Source organism: Sulfurovum lithotrophicum (assembly GCF_000987835.1).
GTDB classification, from domain to species: Bacteria; Campylobacterota; Campylobacteria; order Campylobacterales; family Sulfurovaceae; genus Sulfurovum; species Sulfurovum lithotrophicum.
In genome coordinates, this window is the sequence record NZ_CP011308.1 from 728138 (window position 1) to 745881 (window position 17744).

Here is a 17744-nt window from a genome sequence, read left to right on the forward strand (position 1 = left end):
GAATTGGAGAATTTGACACCAAAAGAGATCGTAGCACATCTTGACAACTATGTCATAGGACAGGATGATGCCAAGAGGACCATTGCTGTAGCATTGAGAAACCGTTACCGACGTATGCAGCTCGACCATGAGATGCAGCAGGATGTCACGCCGAAGAATATTTTGATGATCGGCAGTACCGGTGTGGGTAAAACGGAGATTGCCAGAAGACTGGCGAAAATGATGAACCTGCCTTTCATCAAAGTAGAAGCGAGCAAATATACCGAAGTGGGCTTTGTAGGGAGAGACGTTGAGTCGATGATACGTGATCTTGCAGCAACGGCGATGACGATCGTGCGTGAGAGCGAGAATGAGAAGAATGCGGAGAAGATCGAGAATTATATAGAGAACAAGATCATCGAGAAACTGCTTCCGCCGCTTCCTGCAGGAGCCAGCGAGCAGAAGCAGGCCGAGTATGATGCCTCCTTTGCCAGAATGCAGGAGAAGTTCGCCAAAGGGGAACTGGACCATCTTAAGATCAAAGTGACCATGCCGAACAATCCGCAAATGCCTGAAGAGGGACTGCCGCCGCAAATGATACAGGTACAGGAGTCCATCGTCAAAGTACTTGGCGGGATGGGAAAAAAAGGGCCGGAAAAAGAAGTGACGGTCAAAGAGGCCAGGAAGATACTGGCACAGGAAGCGAGTGAAACGCTGCTGGATGAAGAGCAGCTGAAAGAACTGGCACTGGAGAAAGTGGAGAAGGGCGGTATCGTTTTTCTTGACGAGGTTGACAAGATCGCTGTCCCTTCAAATTCACAGGGACGACAGGACCCGAGCAAGGAAGGGGTGCAGAGAGACCTGCTTCCTATTGTAGAAGGTTCAACTGTAGCAACCAAACTGGGGCAGGTCAAAACCGACCATATCCTTTTCATCGCGGCGGGAGCATTTCATTTGAGTAAACCAAGTGATCTCATTCCGGAACTACAGGGACGTTTCCCCTTAAGGGTAGAGCTCAACTCATTGAACGAGGAGGCGCTTTACCGCATATTGACCGAACCGAAGCATTCGCTGGTCAAACAATATCAGGCATTGATGGCGGTTGAAGGTGTGGAACTGGAATTTGAGGAGAGTGCACTGCATGCCATTGCACACTACTCTCTGATGGCGAATGAGAAAACGGAAGATATCGGCGCAAGACGTCTACATACAGTCATGGAGAAGATCATCGAAGAGATTAGCTTTACGGCGGATGAACACAGTGGAGAGAAAGTAGTTATCGACAGATTATTGGTCAAAGATAAGATAGGCCAGGTTGTGGAAGATGAGGATACGACGAGATACATTCTTTAATTTTGAATGTTGAGAGTTGAGCGGAGGGTGCGTATTCATGCACCATGAAAGAAACAGAATAAATGGAGCAAAATGTTTAATAAAGGAAAAAAAGATACCAAAGCGGGATTTGTTGCAGTAGTGGGAAGACCCAATGCAGGGAAGAGTACCCTTCTCAATTATCTGGTGGGTGAAAAACTGGCAATGGTTTCCAAGAAAGCGCAAGCAACACGTAAACGTATGAACATCATAGTGATGCATGAGAATGCCCAGATTATCTTTGTGGATACTCCCGGGATACATGAAAAAGAGAGATTGCTCAACAAATTTATGCTTGATGAAGCACTCAAAGCAATGGGGGATGCGGACCTGATCGTTTTCCTGGCCCCGGTAACGGACAAACTTACGGAATATGAAAAATTTCTATCGCTGAATGAATCCAAAAACACCAAACATATCGTAGTACTTACAAAAATGGACCATGTCAAACAGGGAGATATTCTTAAAAAACTGGGTGAGTACCAGAAATATCAGGACCGTTTTGAAGCAATCATTCCTTTTTCAGTTAATAAAAAGGTAGGCAGGAAACAGTTGCTTGACGAGATCGTGAAATATTTGCCCCAATCTCCTTTCCTTTATGATACAGAGATACTGACGACAGAGAATATTCGTGATATCTATAAAGAACTGATACGTGAATCCATATTTGAGAACCTGAGTGACGAGATACCTTATGAGAGCGATGTAACGATTGAAAAGATAGAAGAGGATGATACCATGGACAGGGTGTATGCAACGATAGTTGTGGAAAAAGAGACCCAGAAGGGGATGATTGTCGGACAGAAAGGTTCGGGTATCAAGCGTGTGGGAAAACTTGCACGCGAACAGATGGAATTCTTTTCGGGAAAGAGGATCTTTTTGGATCTGCATGTGGCAGTGAAAAAAGGGTGGAGCAAGAATAGAGAGAGTCTCGAAGAGTTTGGCTATATTTCCTAAGAAAGACACTTTCTTACTACTTTCCTATGGCCATTAAAATAACATATAATTAAAAAAAGTTATCTTTTTCCTTAGAAATATAACTTTGTAAGATTATTTTAATATTATAACATATATAATTGGTTAACAAACAAGGAAGTGGAAAATGTTTTTGGAAAAAAATTCATCAAATAAGTCAAGATCGGATATAAGAAATATTGTAACACTTGATGCATATACTGATAAAAAGTATATATTCAAAGGTGATAAGTTTGAATCTTTGAAAAAGCTCAGTTACAATAAGTCTAACTTTATTGCTTCTTATGTAAGTAATAAAGATATCATCACGGCAAAAGTACACCTGAGCCGAAGTATTCCCGAGGAGGATGTTCAGGATATTCTGGATATCAAAGCTTATGAAGAGCTTGGGCTTGATCAGGCCACTGACTATGCAATCTCCCATGAGGAAGTAAATACTACAGCAGAGGAGAGAGAGTTTCATATTTTCGTTGCACAGCCTGAAGTGCTGGAATCTCTTTTTCTTCCTGCAAAGGAAGAGACCAAATATCTTGACCTGATCGTACCTGCACCTCTTTTATATAAAACCATATACAAAAGAGATATTCTGCAGGATAGCGGTATCCACTGTTTTCTTTACTTCAACACATTTGATGCATCGGTCACGTTCTATAATAATGGTGAGTATCTTTATTCCAAGTCTATCGATTTTTCACTGGAGCATATATATGACAAATATTGTGAACTGGTCGGAGAAAAAATAGATGAGGAAGAGTTCTTTACTATTTTGGAGTCTGAAGGCTTAAAGGCCACAGACAGTGCTTATCAGCAAAATCTCATGAAGATTTTCGGTGAAGTTTTCATTACGATCAACGATATCATTATTTATATCAAACGGGCATTCAAGCTTGAAACAATAGATAATATGTATATCGGGAGTGTCCAGGGACCGATAATCGGCCTGGATGATTACAGCGAGAATTATCTGGGATTGCAGTCAGGAGATTTTAACTTCGATTACCATATTAGCAGTGATGAATGGTATACGGACCAGCTTCAGTATTTGATGCTGCTTTCTTCCCTGGATTATCTGGAAGATGAAGCTTCTGTCGTAAACCTGACGATGTTCCCTCGCCCGCCATCTTTTCTGAACCGTGCGAGCGGGCAGTTCATTATTGCAACTGTTGCGGCTATTTCAGTGGGGTTAGCCTATCCATTGGTTTATCTCGTCGGTTCCTATGCCAACGAGGCAAAGATATATGCGCTGAAGATACAGAATGACCAGCTTACGGCAGAAGCGAACAAGTATAAAAAGATTTTAGGTGAAAAGAAAAAGATCATTACCGGACTTGACAAACGGATTGCAACACTCTCCAAAACCTATAACAATAAAGCAAAAACGCTGACTTCAATTTATGACAAGAAAGTGAATTATCGTCTCAAATCTGAAATATTCTATAGTATTGCAGAAGACCTGGAAAAAAATAACGTCAATGTAGATAGGGTCTATAGTAAAGAGAATACTATATGGCTTTCACTGGTAAGTTCAGATGACAGAAAGCTGACAGAACTTATCAAGTACATCTCTGACAAGCATTTTGACGAGATAAACTCCATTGATATTGAATTGATTAAAAAAGATCCTGATAGTGCATACTATAAAGGTCTGTTAAAGGTGGATTTAAGATGAAATTTATAGAGGACAAACTTGAAGAGCTGGACAATTATTTTGCTCCTAAGAAGGAGAGTGAAAAATGGTTGATCATTCTGGGGGTCGCCGGGATCATTGCTTATCTTGCTTATGCTTACCTCCTTCCTTATGCGGAAGAGAGATATAAAAAGAGTGAGATCACCAAGAAAAACATTCAAAAAAGTATTGCAGATAATAATACCTATTTGAATTCAATCACAGTCCGCGGTGACAGAAACTATTATGTCAAGAAATATGACAATGATATTGCCAGAAAGAAACAGAATATCGTGGCGTTGGATAAGAAAATACAGTTTATTGACAGTAGTCTCCAAAAACTTTCTGATATGCTATTCAACCAGAAAAGCTGGTCACGATTTTTGAACTCCATTACAGACAGGGCTGAAGTACAGAATGTGGATATCAATTATATCTCCAATGACTATATTGATAACAAGGGAAGCTTCGGGCATGTACTTGAAATAGGGGTTGGATGCAAAGGAAATTACAAAAATATTGTAAAGTTCATGAATGAGTTGGAGCAAAATACGCTCGTGACCGATATTTATGGTACAAATATGTCGGTGGATGCCAATGGTTCACAGATCGTAGCAGATATCAATATTTCGGTATGGGGGATAAACCACTAATGAAAAAATTACTATTAATTCCTGGACTTGTTGTGCTTTCATTGAATGCAGACCTTTCTGTCAAGCAGATAGGAAATATGGTTATCAAGATCCATGAAAAGAGACAAGGAACCGACCTTACTACGCTTGAAAAGACCAAAGAACCATTTGTGGTCAGGCAGAAAGAGGAAAAAGAGACTGTCTATATACCACCTGCAATAGTGAAAGTAGAAGCCAAAATGTCACTGCATGCTATTATGAACGACAAGGCATTTATCAATGATGCATGGAAAAGTGTCGGTGATAAGATTTTAGGTTATACAGTGGAGTACATTGGTAAAAGAGGAGTCGTACTTAAGAATGGCAACCAAATCAAAAAATTGTTTCTTCATGAAAACAAAAATGATTTCATCAAGATAGCAGAAGGGGAATAAAATGAAAACAATACGAAACAGGGGAATGAAATTCATTGTCGCATGTGCAATATTCATTGGATTGACACAAGCATCAACGGCAGGAAGCTGTTCTACAAAACTTTTTAGTGTTACCATTGACAGTAAACTCAGCATTGGTGATGTCATAGAGAATCTGGCGGATACATGTGACCTGACGGTAAATGTCAAAGATGATGCTGCCAAAAAAAGAATGAACAAAAAACTCTATTACGTAAAGCTGAAAAACAGTACTTTGAAAGGATTTTTGAATACAATCCTGAAAGACAATGACCTGTACTATACGCTAAAAGGGAACAAGCTGACGATCTCCTATCTGATCACCAGAACATTCAAGATACACTATATTTCCGGAAAAAGAATAGGAAAAAGTAATGCGAATATTACCATTGCAGGTTCTGCAGATTCTTCCGTTGGTGCCCAGGGCGGTGGCGGTGGCGGTGGCGCTAAAAGCGCAAGCAGTATCACAAAAACAGGTGTTTCCATTGAAAGTAATGATGAATTTAGATTCTGGCAGACGGTGCAGAAAGAGATTCAACGTATCCTGATCGGTGCGGGTGATGGAAGTACACACTATTCAAGAACAGGAGACAGCTGGACAGGACCTGATGGCCAGGTATGGGAATATAATCCGCTTGAGCCGATTGTCAATCCGGAAGCAGGTATGGTAACGGTAACCGGTACGGCAAGACAGATCAACAGAGTAGCGAGATACATTAACGCATTGAGCAGACAGATCAAAACACAGGTACTTATCGATGTGCGTATCCTGGCTGTCAAATTTGATGACAGTAGGACGACAGGTGTCGACTGGTCACAGCTTTATGGTCTGGAAAACTTTGCTGTCAATTCTTTGATGATGGCACAAAAAAATGTTGCATCCTATACTTTCGACGCTCTCCAGGGTATCACTGATACAGAATTTGCCCCTGGGACACAACCAAGAAATGGAAACATTGTTCAGCTGACGGGGAAGGCAGATCTCAATGAAGTCGTGAAGTTTCTTGCTACACAGGGAGATGTCAAAGCGATCTCAAGCCCAAGGGTCATGACCCTTAACAATCAGCCGGCAATGATCTCAGTGGGTAGAGAGCTTTTCTATAAGATCAAGTCTACCAGCGCACTTGGTACCGGAAATAATGCTAATACAGCTCAGGGTGAAGTTGTTGATTCTGTTTTTGCAGGTATTTTGCTGGATATCACTCCGGAAATAGGAAATAATGGTATTATCACATTGAAGATCAATCCATCAATTTCGGAACCGGTAGATGAGGTATCTACTGGAATAGGAACAAGAAATATTCCACCTGACCTTATTAGAAGACAAATTGCTTCTGTAGTGAAAGTCAAAGACGGTGAGCATGCGATCCTTGGTGGTTTGATCACGTCCAGTACTGGTACAAAGGTTAATAAAATACCACTGTTAGGCGATATACCTCTATTGAAGTATGTCTTCTCACATGAAGAGAAGATCAACAAGGTAGAAGAGTTGGTCCTCATCCTTACACCGCATATCATAAGATCTTCCAAGTCTGTCACACTGAAAGACCTTGGATATACAAAACTCAATGAAAAGTAGATACGAATCTGCCAAAAATGTATTCATCGATTCAATTGATATCGATGATTACATTGAACTAAGTACTTCTGTTAATGCCTATAAACAGTTGGAACACAGCATTGACAAACCTTTAAAAATGATTCTTCTTTTTGGACGTCCTGGTACGGGGAAGAGTATTCTGCTCAACCGTATCCAGAAAAAACTGAAATATCAAAAAGAGATCCACTACTTTGATACACCTTCTCTTAGTGAAAAAGAATTTTTTCATAAATTATTTAAAGTATTGACAGGAAAAGAATTGCCCCGGAATACAGAGGTGAATTTTTCTGCTTTGGTTGATTTTTGCAAGAATTTAAGAGGTGAAAGAGAGATCATCATCCTGCTGGATGAAGCACAGATGTATGGTCCGGATATGATGGAGAAGATACGTCTTCTCTCTGACAGCAGAGCCGTAAAATTCGTTGTGTCTCTGCACAAAACAGAGAATGAAGACCTGATCGCAAAAGAGCATTTTCAATCCCGTATTTGGGAAGTGATTGAGCTGAAAAATGCCAACCATGAAGATCTGACAAACTATATACACAAAAAACTGCTTAAAAAGAATCTTTTCGAGATTGCAAACAGTATTAAAGCAAGAGATATGAAAATGATCCATACATTTACCAAAGGGAATTTTCGCGAATGCAACAAACTTCTGTTTACGATATTTGAAATCTGTGAATATTATGATATGAATGAGCCTGCAAAGATCAATTATGACAAAGTGCCAAAACGGATTATTGAAATGGCTGCGCTCAAACTAGGATATATAAATGTATGATATTAAACCTCTGGAAGAGGAGTGGGAAAGGTACCGAAGAAAAAAACGAAAACCTTTCTTCATATTGCTGCTTACTATTATTGTGCTTGGGGCCGGCGGAGTGTTCCTGTATTATATGAAAGAGAGAGGTTTGCTTGTGATCGATGAGAATGCGACACAGAAAACCAAAGTAGGACCAATCAATTTTCTTGAAAATAAACCCATAAGCAATTTGGAAGTGGAACAAGTTCCTCAACGAACACAAATACCGACTGATGAAATAACTGAAGATTCTTCAGAAATAGTGGAAAACCTCCCTATTTCCGAAGAGAGGCAGAAACGAAAACGGCCAAAAGTAAAAATGAATATTGTTACTACAGAAATGCCTACGGTCAAGAGTCAGAGTTTCAAAGAAGACAAGCAGCATAAAAAAGTACATCTTACGATTACAGAGTCATCGGGCAGAAATGCATTTAAAGAGGTGGCAAAGCGTTTCAAGGAGACACAGGATCCGGATGATTCACTTTTTTTAGCCAAAGCATATTATAATCAGGGACAGTATAAAAAAGCTGCCTATTGGGCGTTTCAGACCAATAATGTCAATAACAGTATCGAAGAGAGTGTTCTGATATTTGCCAAAGCAAAAATGAAACTGGGCAAAAAACATGAAGCTATTCGTATTTTATCTAAGTACATCAAGCAGACAGATTCATTAGAAGCAAAAATATTGCTGGGGCAAATAAGAAAAGGCAAATTATAACTATATATTATATTTATAATTTTTATATTATAATAAACGAATAAAAAGGGGCGGTGTCATCAAATGGTTAAATTGATAGAAATAATGTTGGATGAAGGATTGATAACGAAGGAGGCTATCTCCGCTTTGGTAAAGAGCAGACCTCCCAAAAAGATATCTTTTGCCAATCTTGTAGCAGAAAAAATGATAGATCTGCATACAGTAGAGATCTTTCTTGCCAAGAAGATCAGACAGGGGGTTATCACTCTTTCCCATCTTGAGAAGATAGAGGGTATAGATATAACACCTATCCTTGAAGAGGTTGCAAAGCAGCTGAATGTCGAATATGTGGATTTGGATTCTGTTGAGATCGATATGAAGCTCTTTTCCAAAGTTCCCTATAAGCAGCTTTTGAAGTATAACGTCATTCCTATAGAAGAGAATGACCTGAATGTTCTTGTTGTCTTTGATGACCCCCTCGATATGGCTGCACAGGATGCCGTACAAAGACTTTTCCCGAAAAAACCGATTAAGATCGCTATGGCAAAGCCCAGTCAGATACGTCAACATTTACACAGACTTGAAATCAATGAGAGTATCAAGAGTCTTGTAGCTGAGATCCGTCAGGACCTGAGCCAGGAAGGCAGTCTTGAAGAGAACAGTGAAGAGTCACCGGCTGTTTTAAAACTGATAGATATCATTCTAAAATCAGCAATTTTTATACGTGCGAGTGATATTCATATAGAAGCAACGGAAAAAAGCTGTATCGTAAGAGAACGTGTTGACGGTATGCTGCGACAGAGTTTTATTTTTGACAAAGATATTTTTAACCCTCTGGCCTCACGTATGAAACTGCTTTCAAATTTGGATATAGCAGAGAGGAGAAAACCTCAGGATGGACGTTTTTCCGCAACGGTATCCAAACGAGATTTTGATTTCAGGGTTTCGACATTGCCGACTATTTATGGAGAATCCATTGTCTTAAGGATTTTGGATAAAACAAAAGCAATGATCAGGCTTGAAGAGGCTGGTATGAGCAAGTTCTGTTATGACAGGTTCTCAGAAGCAATCAAGGTACCTTACGGGATCGTGCTAGTCACGGGACCTACCGGTTCCGGTAAAACAACTACGCTTTATGGTGCCTTGAATGCGATCAAAGATGTCAAAGACAAGATCATTACGGTTGAAGACCCGGTGGAATATCAGATGACGGGACTACAGCAGGTACAAGTACATCCGAACGTAGGTTTAACATTTGCAACAGCACTGAAGTCTATTTTAAGACAGGATCCTGACAAGATCATGATCGGAGAGATCCGGGATCAGGAAACATTGCGTATTGCTATTCAGGCAGCACTTACCGGACACCTGGTACTTTCAACGCTGCATACCAATGATGCGATCTCAGCAGTAACGAGAATTCTGGATATGGGTATAGAAGAGTATCTTGTCTCTGGTGCGCTGGTTGCCATACAGGCACAAAGACTTGTTCGAAAGATCTGTACCCATTGTAAAAGAGAGACGGTACTGCCGGTTAATCTTTTGAAAGATATAGAACAGTATTTGCCGGAAAATCCGAAATTTTATGTAGGCGAGGGATGTAAAGAGTGTGATTACAGCGGATATCTTGGACGGGAAATGATTTCGGAAGTTCTACCGATCAGCGAGACGTTTACCAGAATGATCGCCAGAAATGCGTCAAAAGAGGAAATGACCAGACAGGCAATGGAAGAGGGCTTTGTCAGTATGTTCGAAGATGGTATTCATAAAGCACTTGAAGGAAAAACAACGATTGAAGAAATTTACAGGGTGGCAAGATTATGATGAAGTATTTTAATGTAACAGTAATGGAACGTGGGCAGAAAAGATCTGAATTGATTAAAGCAAAGAGTAAAATGAATGCAGTAAGGATTGCAAAGAATAAATTCCCTGCAGCTATCATATCCAGAGCTGTAGAGACTGCTGCACCTGTTGGAGAGACTCTTTCAGGTATTCTTGGTAGGATCAAAAAAACTTTTAAAACAAAAATTCCCATCAATGATAAAATATCCACCATCAGACAGATTGCCGTTATGACAGATGCAGGTATTCCTATTACCGATACCCTGGAAGATGTGGCAGAAAATACGGACAATCCGAGACTCAAAGAAATCTATTATAAAATGAACAGTGATATCAATGCGGGTAACAGTATGTCGGATGCTATTGAGCCTTATGTAGAGGAGTTTGGACAGGTTGCATTGGCTATGACCAAGCTGGGTGAGAGAACGGGTAACATTTCGGAATCGTACTTTAAACTGGCAAAGATTCTTGAGAGTATCCGGGACAATACCAGAAAATTCAAAAAAGCGATCCGTACACCGCTGATCACTCTGGCTGCAATGGCTATAGCATTTACTATTCTTATTATGGTAGTTGTTCCTAAATTCAAGGATATTTTCGATAAGTTCAAAACAGATCTTCCTATCCCAACTCAGATACTACTGAAACTGGAGTGGGCACTCAATAACTATGGCTTACTGATCCTTGCTATTTTAGTTGGTGGTATTTTTGCCATCAAGTATTTTTATCAGAATAATATGGATTTCAAATATAAGATGGATAAGCTGATGATCCATCCCAAATTCTATCTGATCAATAAAGCGATCTTTCTTTCGACAATGCATAGATATAATCTGGTATTCGGTGAGCTGGTGCGGTCAGGTATCCCCGTTTCTGAAGCTTTGGAGACTGCAGTAGGAATGGTGGACAACCTTGCGATCAAAGAGAAACTGCTGACAGTCAATGCCAACATCGGCCGTGGTATGAACCTGGCCGAAGCCTTTGCTCTGACAGGGCTCTACCAGAATATGCTTCTTCAAATGATCAAAGCGGGAGAGGCCGGTGGTCAGCTAGATGCCATGCTGGAGAAAGTAACAGATTATTACGATATGGAGTTTCAGGATCTTATTGACAACCTTGCAGCCTATATTGAGCCAGTACTGCTCTTTTTCATTGCGGGGTTGGTACTTTTGATGGCACTGGGGATATTCATGCCGATGTGGGATCTTGGTAAGGCGGTTAAAGGGTAGGGCTTAAGCATAGCCCTCTCTGCGTGACAGGCATATATTTCTGTCCTACTTTCTAAAGCCGGTGGAACTTCACGGCTTTTTCCAGATCCTCCTGGGTATCGATACCAAAACTTTTTGTATCCACTTCTACCATGGCGACGGCATAACCGTGATGTAAGACACGCAGTTGTTCGAGCTTCTCTATATCTTCCAGCGGTGCCGGTGTCAATATGCAGAACTGTCGCAGTGCACGTACGGTAAATCCGTAAATCCCCAGGTGGCCTTTGTAGCTGTCGAAATGATGGTCTCTCGGGTAGGGGATCTTGGCTCGTGAGAAGTAAAGTGCCATATTGTCGGTATCGGTAACCACTTTGACGATATTTGGGTCATCTGCTTCTGGATTGGTAATGCGTTTATAACAGGAGTTCATCATGATCCTGTCATTGCGGGCATTCTTTTTGCTCAGGTCGTAGATAGCCTGTACCACTTCATGTTCGATAAAGGGTTCATCTCCCTGCACATTGATCACGATCTCATCATCGGAAAGGCCGAGTTTCTGTGCCGCTTCGTAAATACGGTCTGTACCGCTTTTATGGGTATCGGATGTCATTACGGCATCAATACCGTGGTCTCTGGCTATATCGATCACTTCCTGTGCATCGGTAGCGATGACCGCGGTATCGATATTCTGTACGGCCATGGCTGTTCTGACCACCATGGGTATGCCACCTATATCGGCAAGTACTTTGTTTGGAAAACGGCTGGAACCTATACGTGCGGGAATGATGATCATGGTAAAACCTTTTGTATGTATTTATGTATGATTTTACACTCTCTATGCTAAAATACGGGACTTTATTACTATAAGGCACCCCTAATAATAGGTGACACTCACAATGGGTTTTACAAATGTGAGATTGTGCAAGAGATTTTTGAGTCCTAGCCATAGCTAAGACAATGAAATATCTTGTGCAAGATTGCGTTTATAAAGCTCACCCTTCGGGCATCATCAGCTTTCGCCTATGCGTTGTTACTCTTTTTCGACTTAGCTAAGGCTAGGCCGTCAAAAGAGTGCCTAGCCTAGACAAAAGCTGAAGATGTTGTGAGTGTCACCTATTATTAGGGGTGCCTTGGAATGGAAAAAATGAAACAGGCACTGTTGCTTCTCAATATGGGCGGCCCTAACAATATTGAAGAGGTAGAACTCTTTTTGCGTAATATGTTTGCGGACAAGAACATCCTTACGATGAATCCTTACATGAGAAAATTCATCGCCAATATCATTATCTCCAAGCGACTGGAGGACGTCAAAGAGAATTATCGTTTGCTTGGCGGAAAGTCTCCTCTGCCGGAGCTGACGGAAAAGCTCATTGCAAAGCTGAAAACCCGCCTGGACCTTCCTGTCTACCCGGCAATGCGCTATGTGCCTCCTTTTGCAGACAAAGCACTCTATGCCTGTCAGAAAGATGGAGTGGAAGAACTGATACTCTTTCCAATGTATCCCCAGTATTCTACAACCACGACACTCTCTTCGATTGAAGATATAGAAGAACGCTGTGAAGCAATGGGGTATACACCGAAGATCACGTTGATCGATCCCTACTATGATGACTACACCTATATCGAAGCCTGCTGTGAGAAGATCTTTGAGGCGGCGGAAGGCAAAGAGACCAAAGAATATGATCTTCTGCTTTCGGCACATGGGCTGCCTATGAGTATTATCAAGGCGGGAGACCCTTATCAGAATCAGGTGGAGGGGAATGCTTCGGCGATCAAAACCTACCTGGCCTGTAAAGGGGTTGAATTCCACGATATCAAACTGGTCTATCAGTCAAAAGTAGGTTCCTCAGCATGGTTGGAGCCGAATCTGGTGGATGTATTGCGTAATCCGACACATAGAAAAGTGCTGATCTACCCGCTGGCATTTACGCTTGACAACTCTGAAACCGTGTTCGAGCTTGATATAGAACACAGAGAGATCGCGGAGAAGATAAAATATGAAGACTATATCGTCGCTTCGTGTATGAATGACAGCGACAGATTTGTGGAGATGATCGTTGATAAAGTCAGAACTTTACGAAGATAGACTTCATTTGAAGATCCTCTTCTGGATCGCACTTTTCGGTTCCTATATCGCTGCAATTGTGCCGCAGGAGATTGCGCCGACACTGGGTCCTCTTTCGGACAAATGGACCCACTTTCTGGCATTTGCCGTGTTGACGCTGCTGCTGCGTCTCTCCTATCGTACAAAAGTCTTATCGACAGTAGCGATGATGCTCTTTTATGGTGTATTCATCGAGATCTCTCAGTATTTCACACCCAATCGCAGTACAGAATTTCTTGATGTGGCCGCGGATGCCATCGGTATCGCCATTGGACTTCTGCTCTACGCCGGATTGGAGCGGGTATGTGATGCAGACCGTTAGGCAGAGTTGCATCCATCCTACTGAAGTGAACCGTTCAAAGTTCATTGCCTACCTCGTGCCTATTGACGAGTATGACGGTTTGCAGGAACAGCTGAAGAAGGAGCATCCTAAAGCCAATCATATTGTATATGCACTGCGGTATCTGAATGAATACGATCAGGTCATTGAGAACAGTTCAGATGACGGAGAGCCGAAGGGATGCGCGGGTGTACCGGCTTTGAATGTATTGCGTGGTGAAGAACTCATCAATTGTGCCGTTTTGATCGTGCGCTATTTCGGCGGTATCAAACTTGGTACCGGTGGGATGGCCAGAGCGTATGCTCTCACAGTTAAGAATGTAGTAAAAAATGCTGAAGTTGCAGTGTATGAGAAAGAGACCTCATACGAATTTGAGACCGTTTACAGTCAGATAGATAAAACGCTTTATGTATTAAAACAGTATGGTATTGTGCGGATCGAGCGTGATTATGGTGTTGATAGTGTGAAGTGGAAAATTTACGGAAGTGAAGAGAAGATCAAAGGATTCACCCAACGCTAAGGGTTGGGCAAAAAGATGAGAGTGCCTCCTGAAAACATTTAGTCACTATAGAGCGTCCTCATCCTCTTCTTCTGTCCTGATACGGATGGTTTTGGAGATGTCCGAGACAAAGATCTTTCCATCACCGATCTTACCTGTTTTTGCAGAGTGCATAATAGCTTCAACGGCTTTGTCTGCGAACTCCTGCGAGCTTACCACTATTTCAATCTTTACTTTCGGAATGAATTCGACGACATATTCTGCTCCTCTGTAGAGCTCCGAGTGCCCCTGCTGTCTTCCGTAACCTTTAACCTCGGAAATGGTCATTCCTTCAATTCCCGCTTCGACAAGCGCCTCTTTGACATCGTCCAGTTTGAACGGTTTGATAATTGCTTCAATTTTTTTCATTTAATATACTCCTTATATACTGCGTTTAAATTCTGGGTAGGCTTCCATACCGCATTCGATGGCATCGATACCTTCGAGTTGTTCATCATCTTCAGCACGTAGCTGGAAGACCTTGTTGATACTGTAGATTATAGCAAATGATAGTGGAAAAACAATAGCACCTACAACCACTACGCCCTTGAGTTGGGTTAAAAAGCTGACTTCAGTGAAGATGCCCACGGCAAGTGTTCCCCAGATACCGTTGACCAGGTGGACAGATAGTGCACCCACGGGGTCGTCCATTTTGAGTCTGTCAAAGATCGGTACGAAGAGTACGACCAGTGCCGCACCGATGGCTCCGATGAGAATAGGAGTGTAAATGTTATAAAGGTCTGGGCCAGCTGTAATGGCAACCAGGCCGCCAAGCGCACCGTTGAGGATCATTGTGATATCGAACTTCTTGTAACGGAAGTAGGTGAGCAGCCACGCTGTAATGGCACCGGAGAGGCCGGCTGTATTGGTATTCATGATGGTCAGTGCTACAGCATCGGCATTCTCTTTTGTAGAGATGGCTCCCACGGAACCGCCGTTGAATCCGAACCATCCTATCCAAAGCAAAAAGGCCCCCAGTACGACCAGTGGAATGTTGGAAGCGGGGATGACCTGAATGGCACCACTCTTTTTGTAACGTCCGCGTCTTGGACCCATAATAAGAATGGCCGCTACCAGTGCCCATCCGCCCGTAGAGTGAATAACGGTCGATCCTGCAAGATCGTGCATACTCGAAATATCAAGGAAAGTGCCGGAAAGAAAATTGGCTCCCCAGGTGATGTTGACGATGGTGGGGTAGAGGAAGGCGCCTATAATGACCGTAAAAATCACTAGTGGAATAATGCGTGAACGTTCACTTACCCCGCCGCTCATAATATTGATGACCTTTCCGACAAAGGCCATCTGGAACAGAAAGAAGGCATATTTGTTAATGCTGTCCTGGTGGTCCCAGCTCCCAAAGGCATACTGGTAGCCGATAAGTAGAAAGGACATTGAGGCAACAGCATAGATCATTGTATTGACCGTGAGTACAGAAGTGACGTTCTTGGTTCGAACCAGTCCCGCTTCGAGCATGGCAAAGCCGGGTACCATCAAAATGATGAGTGTCATGGCAAAGAGTGAAAAAAATGTATCTATTACATAATGCATATCCATAGAAATCTCCTTGAAACTTGAAAATGGTGTGAGTAAGTGTATCAAGTAATAAAATGAAAAGATAGGGAAAAGTGATTAATAAGTAGTCATATTGTAGAAAAATATTTTAATTTTTTAGGGATTACTGATTAAATTTTAATCAGTAATATAAATAACACAGGGGAAAGATCCCTGCAGAAAAGAGATCAGAGTGCCTCCTCGTCTCGCTCATCGGTTCTGATCCTGAGTACAGAATCGATCGTACTGACAAAGATCTTACCATCACCGATTTTTCCGGTTTTGGCTGCACCGTTTATCGCTTTAACGGCTATGTCCGCATACTCATCAGTACTCACTACGATCTCTATCTTTATCTTCGGAATGAATTCGACTACATACTCAGCACCCCGGTAGAGCTCTGAATGACCCTGTTGTCTTCCGTAACCTTTTACCTCAGATACGGTCATACCTTCGATACCCGCTTCAACCAATGCCTCTTTTACATCTTCCAGTTTAAATGGTTTGATGATCGCTTCGATTTTTTTCATTTTGTTCCCTTCTGTATTTTTATATCATATACAAATGTATTCACTGTTCGCTTCAAAGCAGGTGTGATGACGCAGTGCTTAAGCCCTGCGTCATATTCTGCTTACACGTTCATCCCTCTTTCACCGTGTACGGATTCATCAAGACCCATCTCTTCGTCCTCGGCAGTGACTCTTGCACCACCAGTAAGTGCACTTGCAATGTAGTAGACCACGACCGTACCGATCAGTGTCCAGAGACCAACAACCACAACAGACTCGACCTGCACCATGAACTGTCCCATTCTGTCTCCACTTTCTTTCATCGGTCCGTCCCAGAGAAGTGCTTTGTCGTTCAGTGCGAGAAGTCCAGTCATCAATGCACCCCAGAGACCAGCAAGGAAGTGGATACCGAATGCATCAAGAGAGTCATCGTATCCGAACATTTTTTTAAGTTTGACAACACCGAAAAATCCGATGAGCGAACCACCGATACCGATGATGAATGCGCCGCCGACACTTACAAAACCTGCTGCCGGTGTGATGGCAACCAGGCCTGCAACGATACCTGATGCGATACCAAGAAGTGTCGGCTTCTTATAGACAACCCACTCGATGAGCAACCATGTGAGACCGGCAGCGGCAGTTGCAACAGTCGTAGTAAGCAATGCTACACCTGCAATAGCATTCGCACCGAATGCAGAACCGGCGTTGAATCCATACCATCCGAACCACAGGATAGCTGCACCCGCTGCAGTGAAGATGATGCTGAATGGCTTCATAGCGACTTTTGGATATCCGGCTCTTTTACCTACAAGGATAGCAAGTACAAGTCCTGCCAGACCACCGTTCATGTGTACAACAGTACCACCGGCAAAGTCAAGTGCACCTGCATCAAAAAGAAGGGCACCGTTTCCACCCCATACCATGTGTGTGATAGGTGCATAAACTACGAGTCCCCAAAGGGCTACAACAATCATCCATGTAGAGAACTTCATACGTCCGATGACCGAACCTGAAGCAATTGCTACTGTAATAGCGGCAAAGGTACCCTGGAATGCGATAAATACGAAAGTCGGATAGGTACCGCTCAGGTCTGTCCATTTTGTTTCACTGAGAAGAATGTTCCCAAGACCACCGATGAATTTCTGAATGCCTGCGCTTTCAGCTGTACCGAATGCAATGGAATATCCTGCAACGATCCATACAACAAATGCGAGTACGAAAGCACCCATGACCATTGCGTAAGTGTTCAGTGCATTCTTGCTTCTTGTCATACCAGCGTAAAAGAGTGCGAGTCCTGCTGGTGTCATAAGAAGTACAAGCGCGGTGGAGATCATCATCCATGCTGTATCACCCGAATCGAGTTTGTCTGCTGCCGAAGCGGCAATAGGCATCAATGATGCCAAGAGAGCGAAAAGTTTTAACTTCATCCTGTTTCCTTTTAATTTGAATTACAGGAGCAATGATAACATGGCCAT

The 17744-nt window shown here is 42.3% G+C and carries 18 protein-coding genes; 13 read left to right on the plus strand and 5 right to left on the minus strand.

The genetic code is table 11. From position 1 onward, the window contains the following. Nucleotides 1-3 precede the first annotated feature (3 nt). The 10 genes from hslU to YH65_RS03605 all read left to right on the plus strand — a co-directional run bounded on the left by hslU (nucleotide 4) and on the right by YH65_RS03605 (nucleotide 11245). Nucleotides 4-1332 (plus strand): ATP-dependent protease ATPase subunit HslU, encoded by a 1329-nt coding sequence (gene hslU, locus YH65_RS03560; RefSeq protein WP_046550665.1) that lies wholly within the window; start codon nucleotides 4-6, stop codon nucleotides 1330-1332. 72 nt (nucleotides 1333-1404) lie between these two features. Beyond that, nucleotides 1405-2307, plus strand: coding sequence for a GTPase Era (gene era / locus YH65_RS03565; protein ID WP_046550666.1), 903 nt, complete (start codon nucleotides 1405-1407; stop codon nucleotides 2305-2307). A 259-nt stretch (nucleotides 2308-2566) separates the two neighbouring features. Further along, nucleotides 2567-3994 (plus strand): hypothetical protein, encoded by a 1428-nt coding sequence (locus YH65_RS03570; protein ID WP_245609221.1) that lies wholly within the window; start codon nucleotides 2567-2569, stop codon nucleotides 3992-3994. Beyond that, nucleotides 3991-4644 carry a hypothetical protein gene (locus YH65_RS03575; protein WP_046550668.1) on the plus strand — a complete coding sequence of 218 codons (654 nt, stop codon included), beginning with the start codon at nucleotides 3991-3993 and terminating at the stop codon, nucleotides 4642-4644. Before YH65_RS03570 ends, YH65_RS03575 begins: the two co-directional genes overlap by 4 nt. Further along, nucleotides 4644-5057, plus strand: a complete 414-nt coding sequence (locus YH65_RS03580) for a hypothetical protein (RefSeq protein WP_046550669.1) — start codon at nucleotides 4644-4646, stop codon at nucleotides 5055-5057. The genes YH65_RS03575 and YH65_RS03580 overlap by 1 nt, the downstream gene beginning before the upstream one ends. A gap of 1 nt (nucleotide 5058) precedes the next feature. Continuing rightward, complete coding sequence (mshL, locus tag YH65_RS03585; protein ID WP_046550670.1) at nucleotides 5059-6654, plus strand: pilus (MSHA type) biogenesis protein MshL; 1596 nt, start codon at nucleotides 5059-5061, stop codon at nucleotides 6652-6654. Continuing rightward, nucleotides 6644-7456 carry an ATP-binding protein gene (locus tag YH65_RS03590; protein WP_046550671.1) on the plus strand — a complete coding sequence of 271 codons (813 nt, stop codon included), beginning with the start codon at nucleotides 6644-6646 and terminating at the stop codon, nucleotides 7454-7456. The genes mshL and YH65_RS03590 overlap by 11 nt, the downstream gene beginning before the upstream one ends. Further along, on the plus strand, nucleotides 7449-8195 hold the full coding sequence (locus tag YH65_RS11190; RefSeq protein ID WP_052746076.1) for a CDC27 family protein: 747 nt from the start codon (nucleotides 7449-7451) through the stop codon (nucleotides 8193-8195). The genes YH65_RS03590 and YH65_RS11190 overlap by 8 nt, the downstream gene beginning before the upstream one ends. Nucleotides 8196-8258: 63 nt before the next feature. Continuing rightward, nucleotides 8259-9998: a GspE/PulE family protein gene (locus YH65_RS03600; RefSeq protein WP_046550672.1), complete on the plus strand. Its 1740-nt coding sequence runs from the start codon at nucleotides 8259-8261 to the stop codon at nucleotides 9996-9998. Further along, nucleotides 9995-11245, plus strand: coding sequence for a type II secretion system F family protein (locus tag YH65_RS03605; protein ID WP_342666061.1), 1251 nt, complete (start codon nucleotides 9995-9997; stop codon nucleotides 11243-11245). The genes YH65_RS03600 and YH65_RS03605 overlap by 4 nt, the downstream gene beginning before the upstream one ends. Before the next feature lie 52 nt (nucleotides 11246-11297). Here the strand turns inward: YH65_RS03605 and kdsB are convergent, their stop codons facing one another. Next, complete coding sequence (kdsB, locus tag YH65_RS03610) at nucleotides 11298-12017, minus strand: 3-deoxy-manno-octulosonate cytidylyltransferase (RefSeq protein ID WP_046550674.1); 720 nt, start codon at nucleotides 12015-12017, stop codon at nucleotides 11298-11300. 342 nt (nucleotides 12018-12359) lie between these two features. Here kdsB and hemH point away from each other — a divergent pair, with 342 nt between their 5' ends. The 3 genes from hemH to YH65_RS03625 are packed head-to-tail and all read left to right on the plus strand — an operon-like array spanning nucleotide 12360 to nucleotide 14188. Further along, complete coding sequence (gene hemH / locus YH65_RS03615) at nucleotides 12360-13310, plus strand: ferrochelatase (protein ID WP_084722013.1); 951 nt, start codon at nucleotides 12360-12362, stop codon at nucleotides 13308-13310. Further along, nucleotides 13282-13650 carry a VanZ family protein gene (locus YH65_RS03620; RefSeq protein WP_052746077.1) on the plus strand — a complete coding sequence of 123 codons (369 nt, stop codon included), beginning with the start codon at nucleotides 13282-13284 and terminating at the stop codon, nucleotides 13648-13650. Before hemH ends, YH65_RS03620 begins: the two co-directional genes overlap by 29 nt. Further along, complete coding sequence (locus YH65_RS03625) at nucleotides 13637-14188, plus strand: IMPACT family protein (protein WP_046550675.1); 552 nt, start codon at nucleotides 13637-13639, stop codon at nucleotides 14186-14188. The genes YH65_RS03620 and YH65_RS03625 overlap by 14 nt, the downstream gene beginning before the upstream one ends. 45 nt (nucleotides 14189-14233) lie before the next feature. Here the strand turns inward: YH65_RS03625 and YH65_RS03630 are convergent, their stop codons facing one another. The 4 genes from YH65_RS03630 to YH65_RS03645 all read right to left on the minus strand — a co-directional run bounded on the left by YH65_RS03630 (nucleotide 14234) and on the right by YH65_RS03645 (nucleotide 17696). Further along, nucleotides 14234-14575, minus strand: a complete 342-nt coding sequence (locus tag YH65_RS03630; RefSeq protein WP_046550676.1) for a P-II family nitrogen regulator — start codon at nucleotides 14573-14575, stop codon at nucleotides 14234-14236. A 12-nt stretch (nucleotides 14576-14587) separates the two neighbouring features. After that, a complete protein-coding gene (locus tag YH65_RS03635) occupies nucleotides 14588-15760 on the minus strand; it encodes an ammonium transporter (RefSeq protein ID WP_046550677.1) in 1173 nt (390 codons plus the stop codon). A gap of 185 nt (nucleotides 15761-15945) precedes the next feature. After that, nucleotides 15946-16287, minus strand: a complete 342-nt coding sequence (locus YH65_RS03640) for a P-II family nitrogen regulator (protein ID WP_046550678.1) — start codon at nucleotides 16285-16287, stop codon at nucleotides 15946-15948. A 101-nt stretch (nucleotides 16288-16388) separates the two neighbouring features. Then, the gene (locus YH65_RS03645; protein ID WP_046550679.1) at nucleotides 16389-17696 is read right to left on the minus strand and encodes an ammonium transporter; all 1308 of its coding nucleotides are present in this window, start codon (nucleotides 17694-17696) and stop codon (nucleotides 16389-16391) included. Nucleotides 17697-17744: the final 48 nt, after the last annotated feature.

Excerpts from the sequence above, each read along its gene's own strand:
- YH65_RS03580 (WP_046550669.1), top strand. The coding sequence starts at position 4,644 with ATGAAAAAATTACTATTAATTCCTGGACTTGTTGTGCTTTCATTGAAT.
- YH65_RS03635 (WP_046550677.1), bottom strand. The coding sequence starts at position 15,760 with ATGGATATGCATTATGTAATAGATACATTTTTTTCACTCTTTGCCATG.
- YH65_RS03600 (WP_046550672.1), top strand. The coding sequence starts at position 8,259 with ATGGTTAAATTGATAGAAATAATGTTGGATGAAGGATTGATAACGAAG.
- era (WP_046550666.1), top strand. The coding sequence starts at position 1,405 with ATGTTTAATAAAGGAAAAAAAGATACCAAAGCGGGATTTGTTGCAGTA.
- hemH (WP_084722013.1), top strand. The coding sequence starts at position 12,360 with ATGGAAAAAATGAAACAGGCACTGTTGCTTCTCAATATGGGCGGCCCT.
- YH65_RS03640 (WP_046550678.1), bottom strand. The coding sequence starts at position 16,287 with ATGAAAAAAATCGAAGCGATCATCAAACCATTTAAACTGGAAGATGTA.
- YH65_RS03605 (WP_342666061.1), top strand. The coding sequence starts at position 9,995 with ATGATGAAGTATTTTAATGTAACAGTAATGGAACGTGGGCAGAAAAGA.
- YH65_RS11190 (WP_052746076.1), top strand. The coding sequence starts at position 7,449 with ATGTATGATATTAAACCTCTGGAAGAGGAGTGGGAAAGGTACCGAAGA.
- kdsB (WP_046550674.1), bottom strand. The coding sequence starts at position 12,017 with ATGATCATCATTCCCGCACGTATAGGTTCCAGCCGTTTTCCAAACAAA.
- mshL (WP_046550670.1), top strand. The coding sequence starts at position 5,059 with ATGAAAACAATACGAAACAGGGGAATGAAATTCATTGTCGCATGTGCA.
- YH65_RS03575 (WP_046550668.1), top strand. The coding sequence starts at position 3,991 with ATGAAATTTATAGAGGACAAACTTGAAGAGCTGGACAATTATTTTGCT.
- YH65_RS03625 (WP_046550675.1), top strand. The coding sequence starts at position 13,637 with ATGCAGACCGTTAGGCAGAGTTGCATCCATCCTACTGAAGTGAACCGT.
- YH65_RS03630 (WP_046550676.1), bottom strand. The coding sequence starts at position 14,575 with ATGAAAAAAATTGAAGCAATTATCAAACCGTTCAAACTGGACGATGTC.
- YH65_RS03645 (WP_046550679.1), bottom strand. The coding sequence starts at position 17,696 with ATGAAGTTAAAACTTTTCGCTCTCTTGGCATCATTGATGCCTATTGCC.
- YH65_RS03590 (WP_046550671.1), top strand. The coding sequence starts at position 6,644 with ATGAAAAGTAGATACGAATCTGCCAAAAATGTATTCATCGATTCAATT.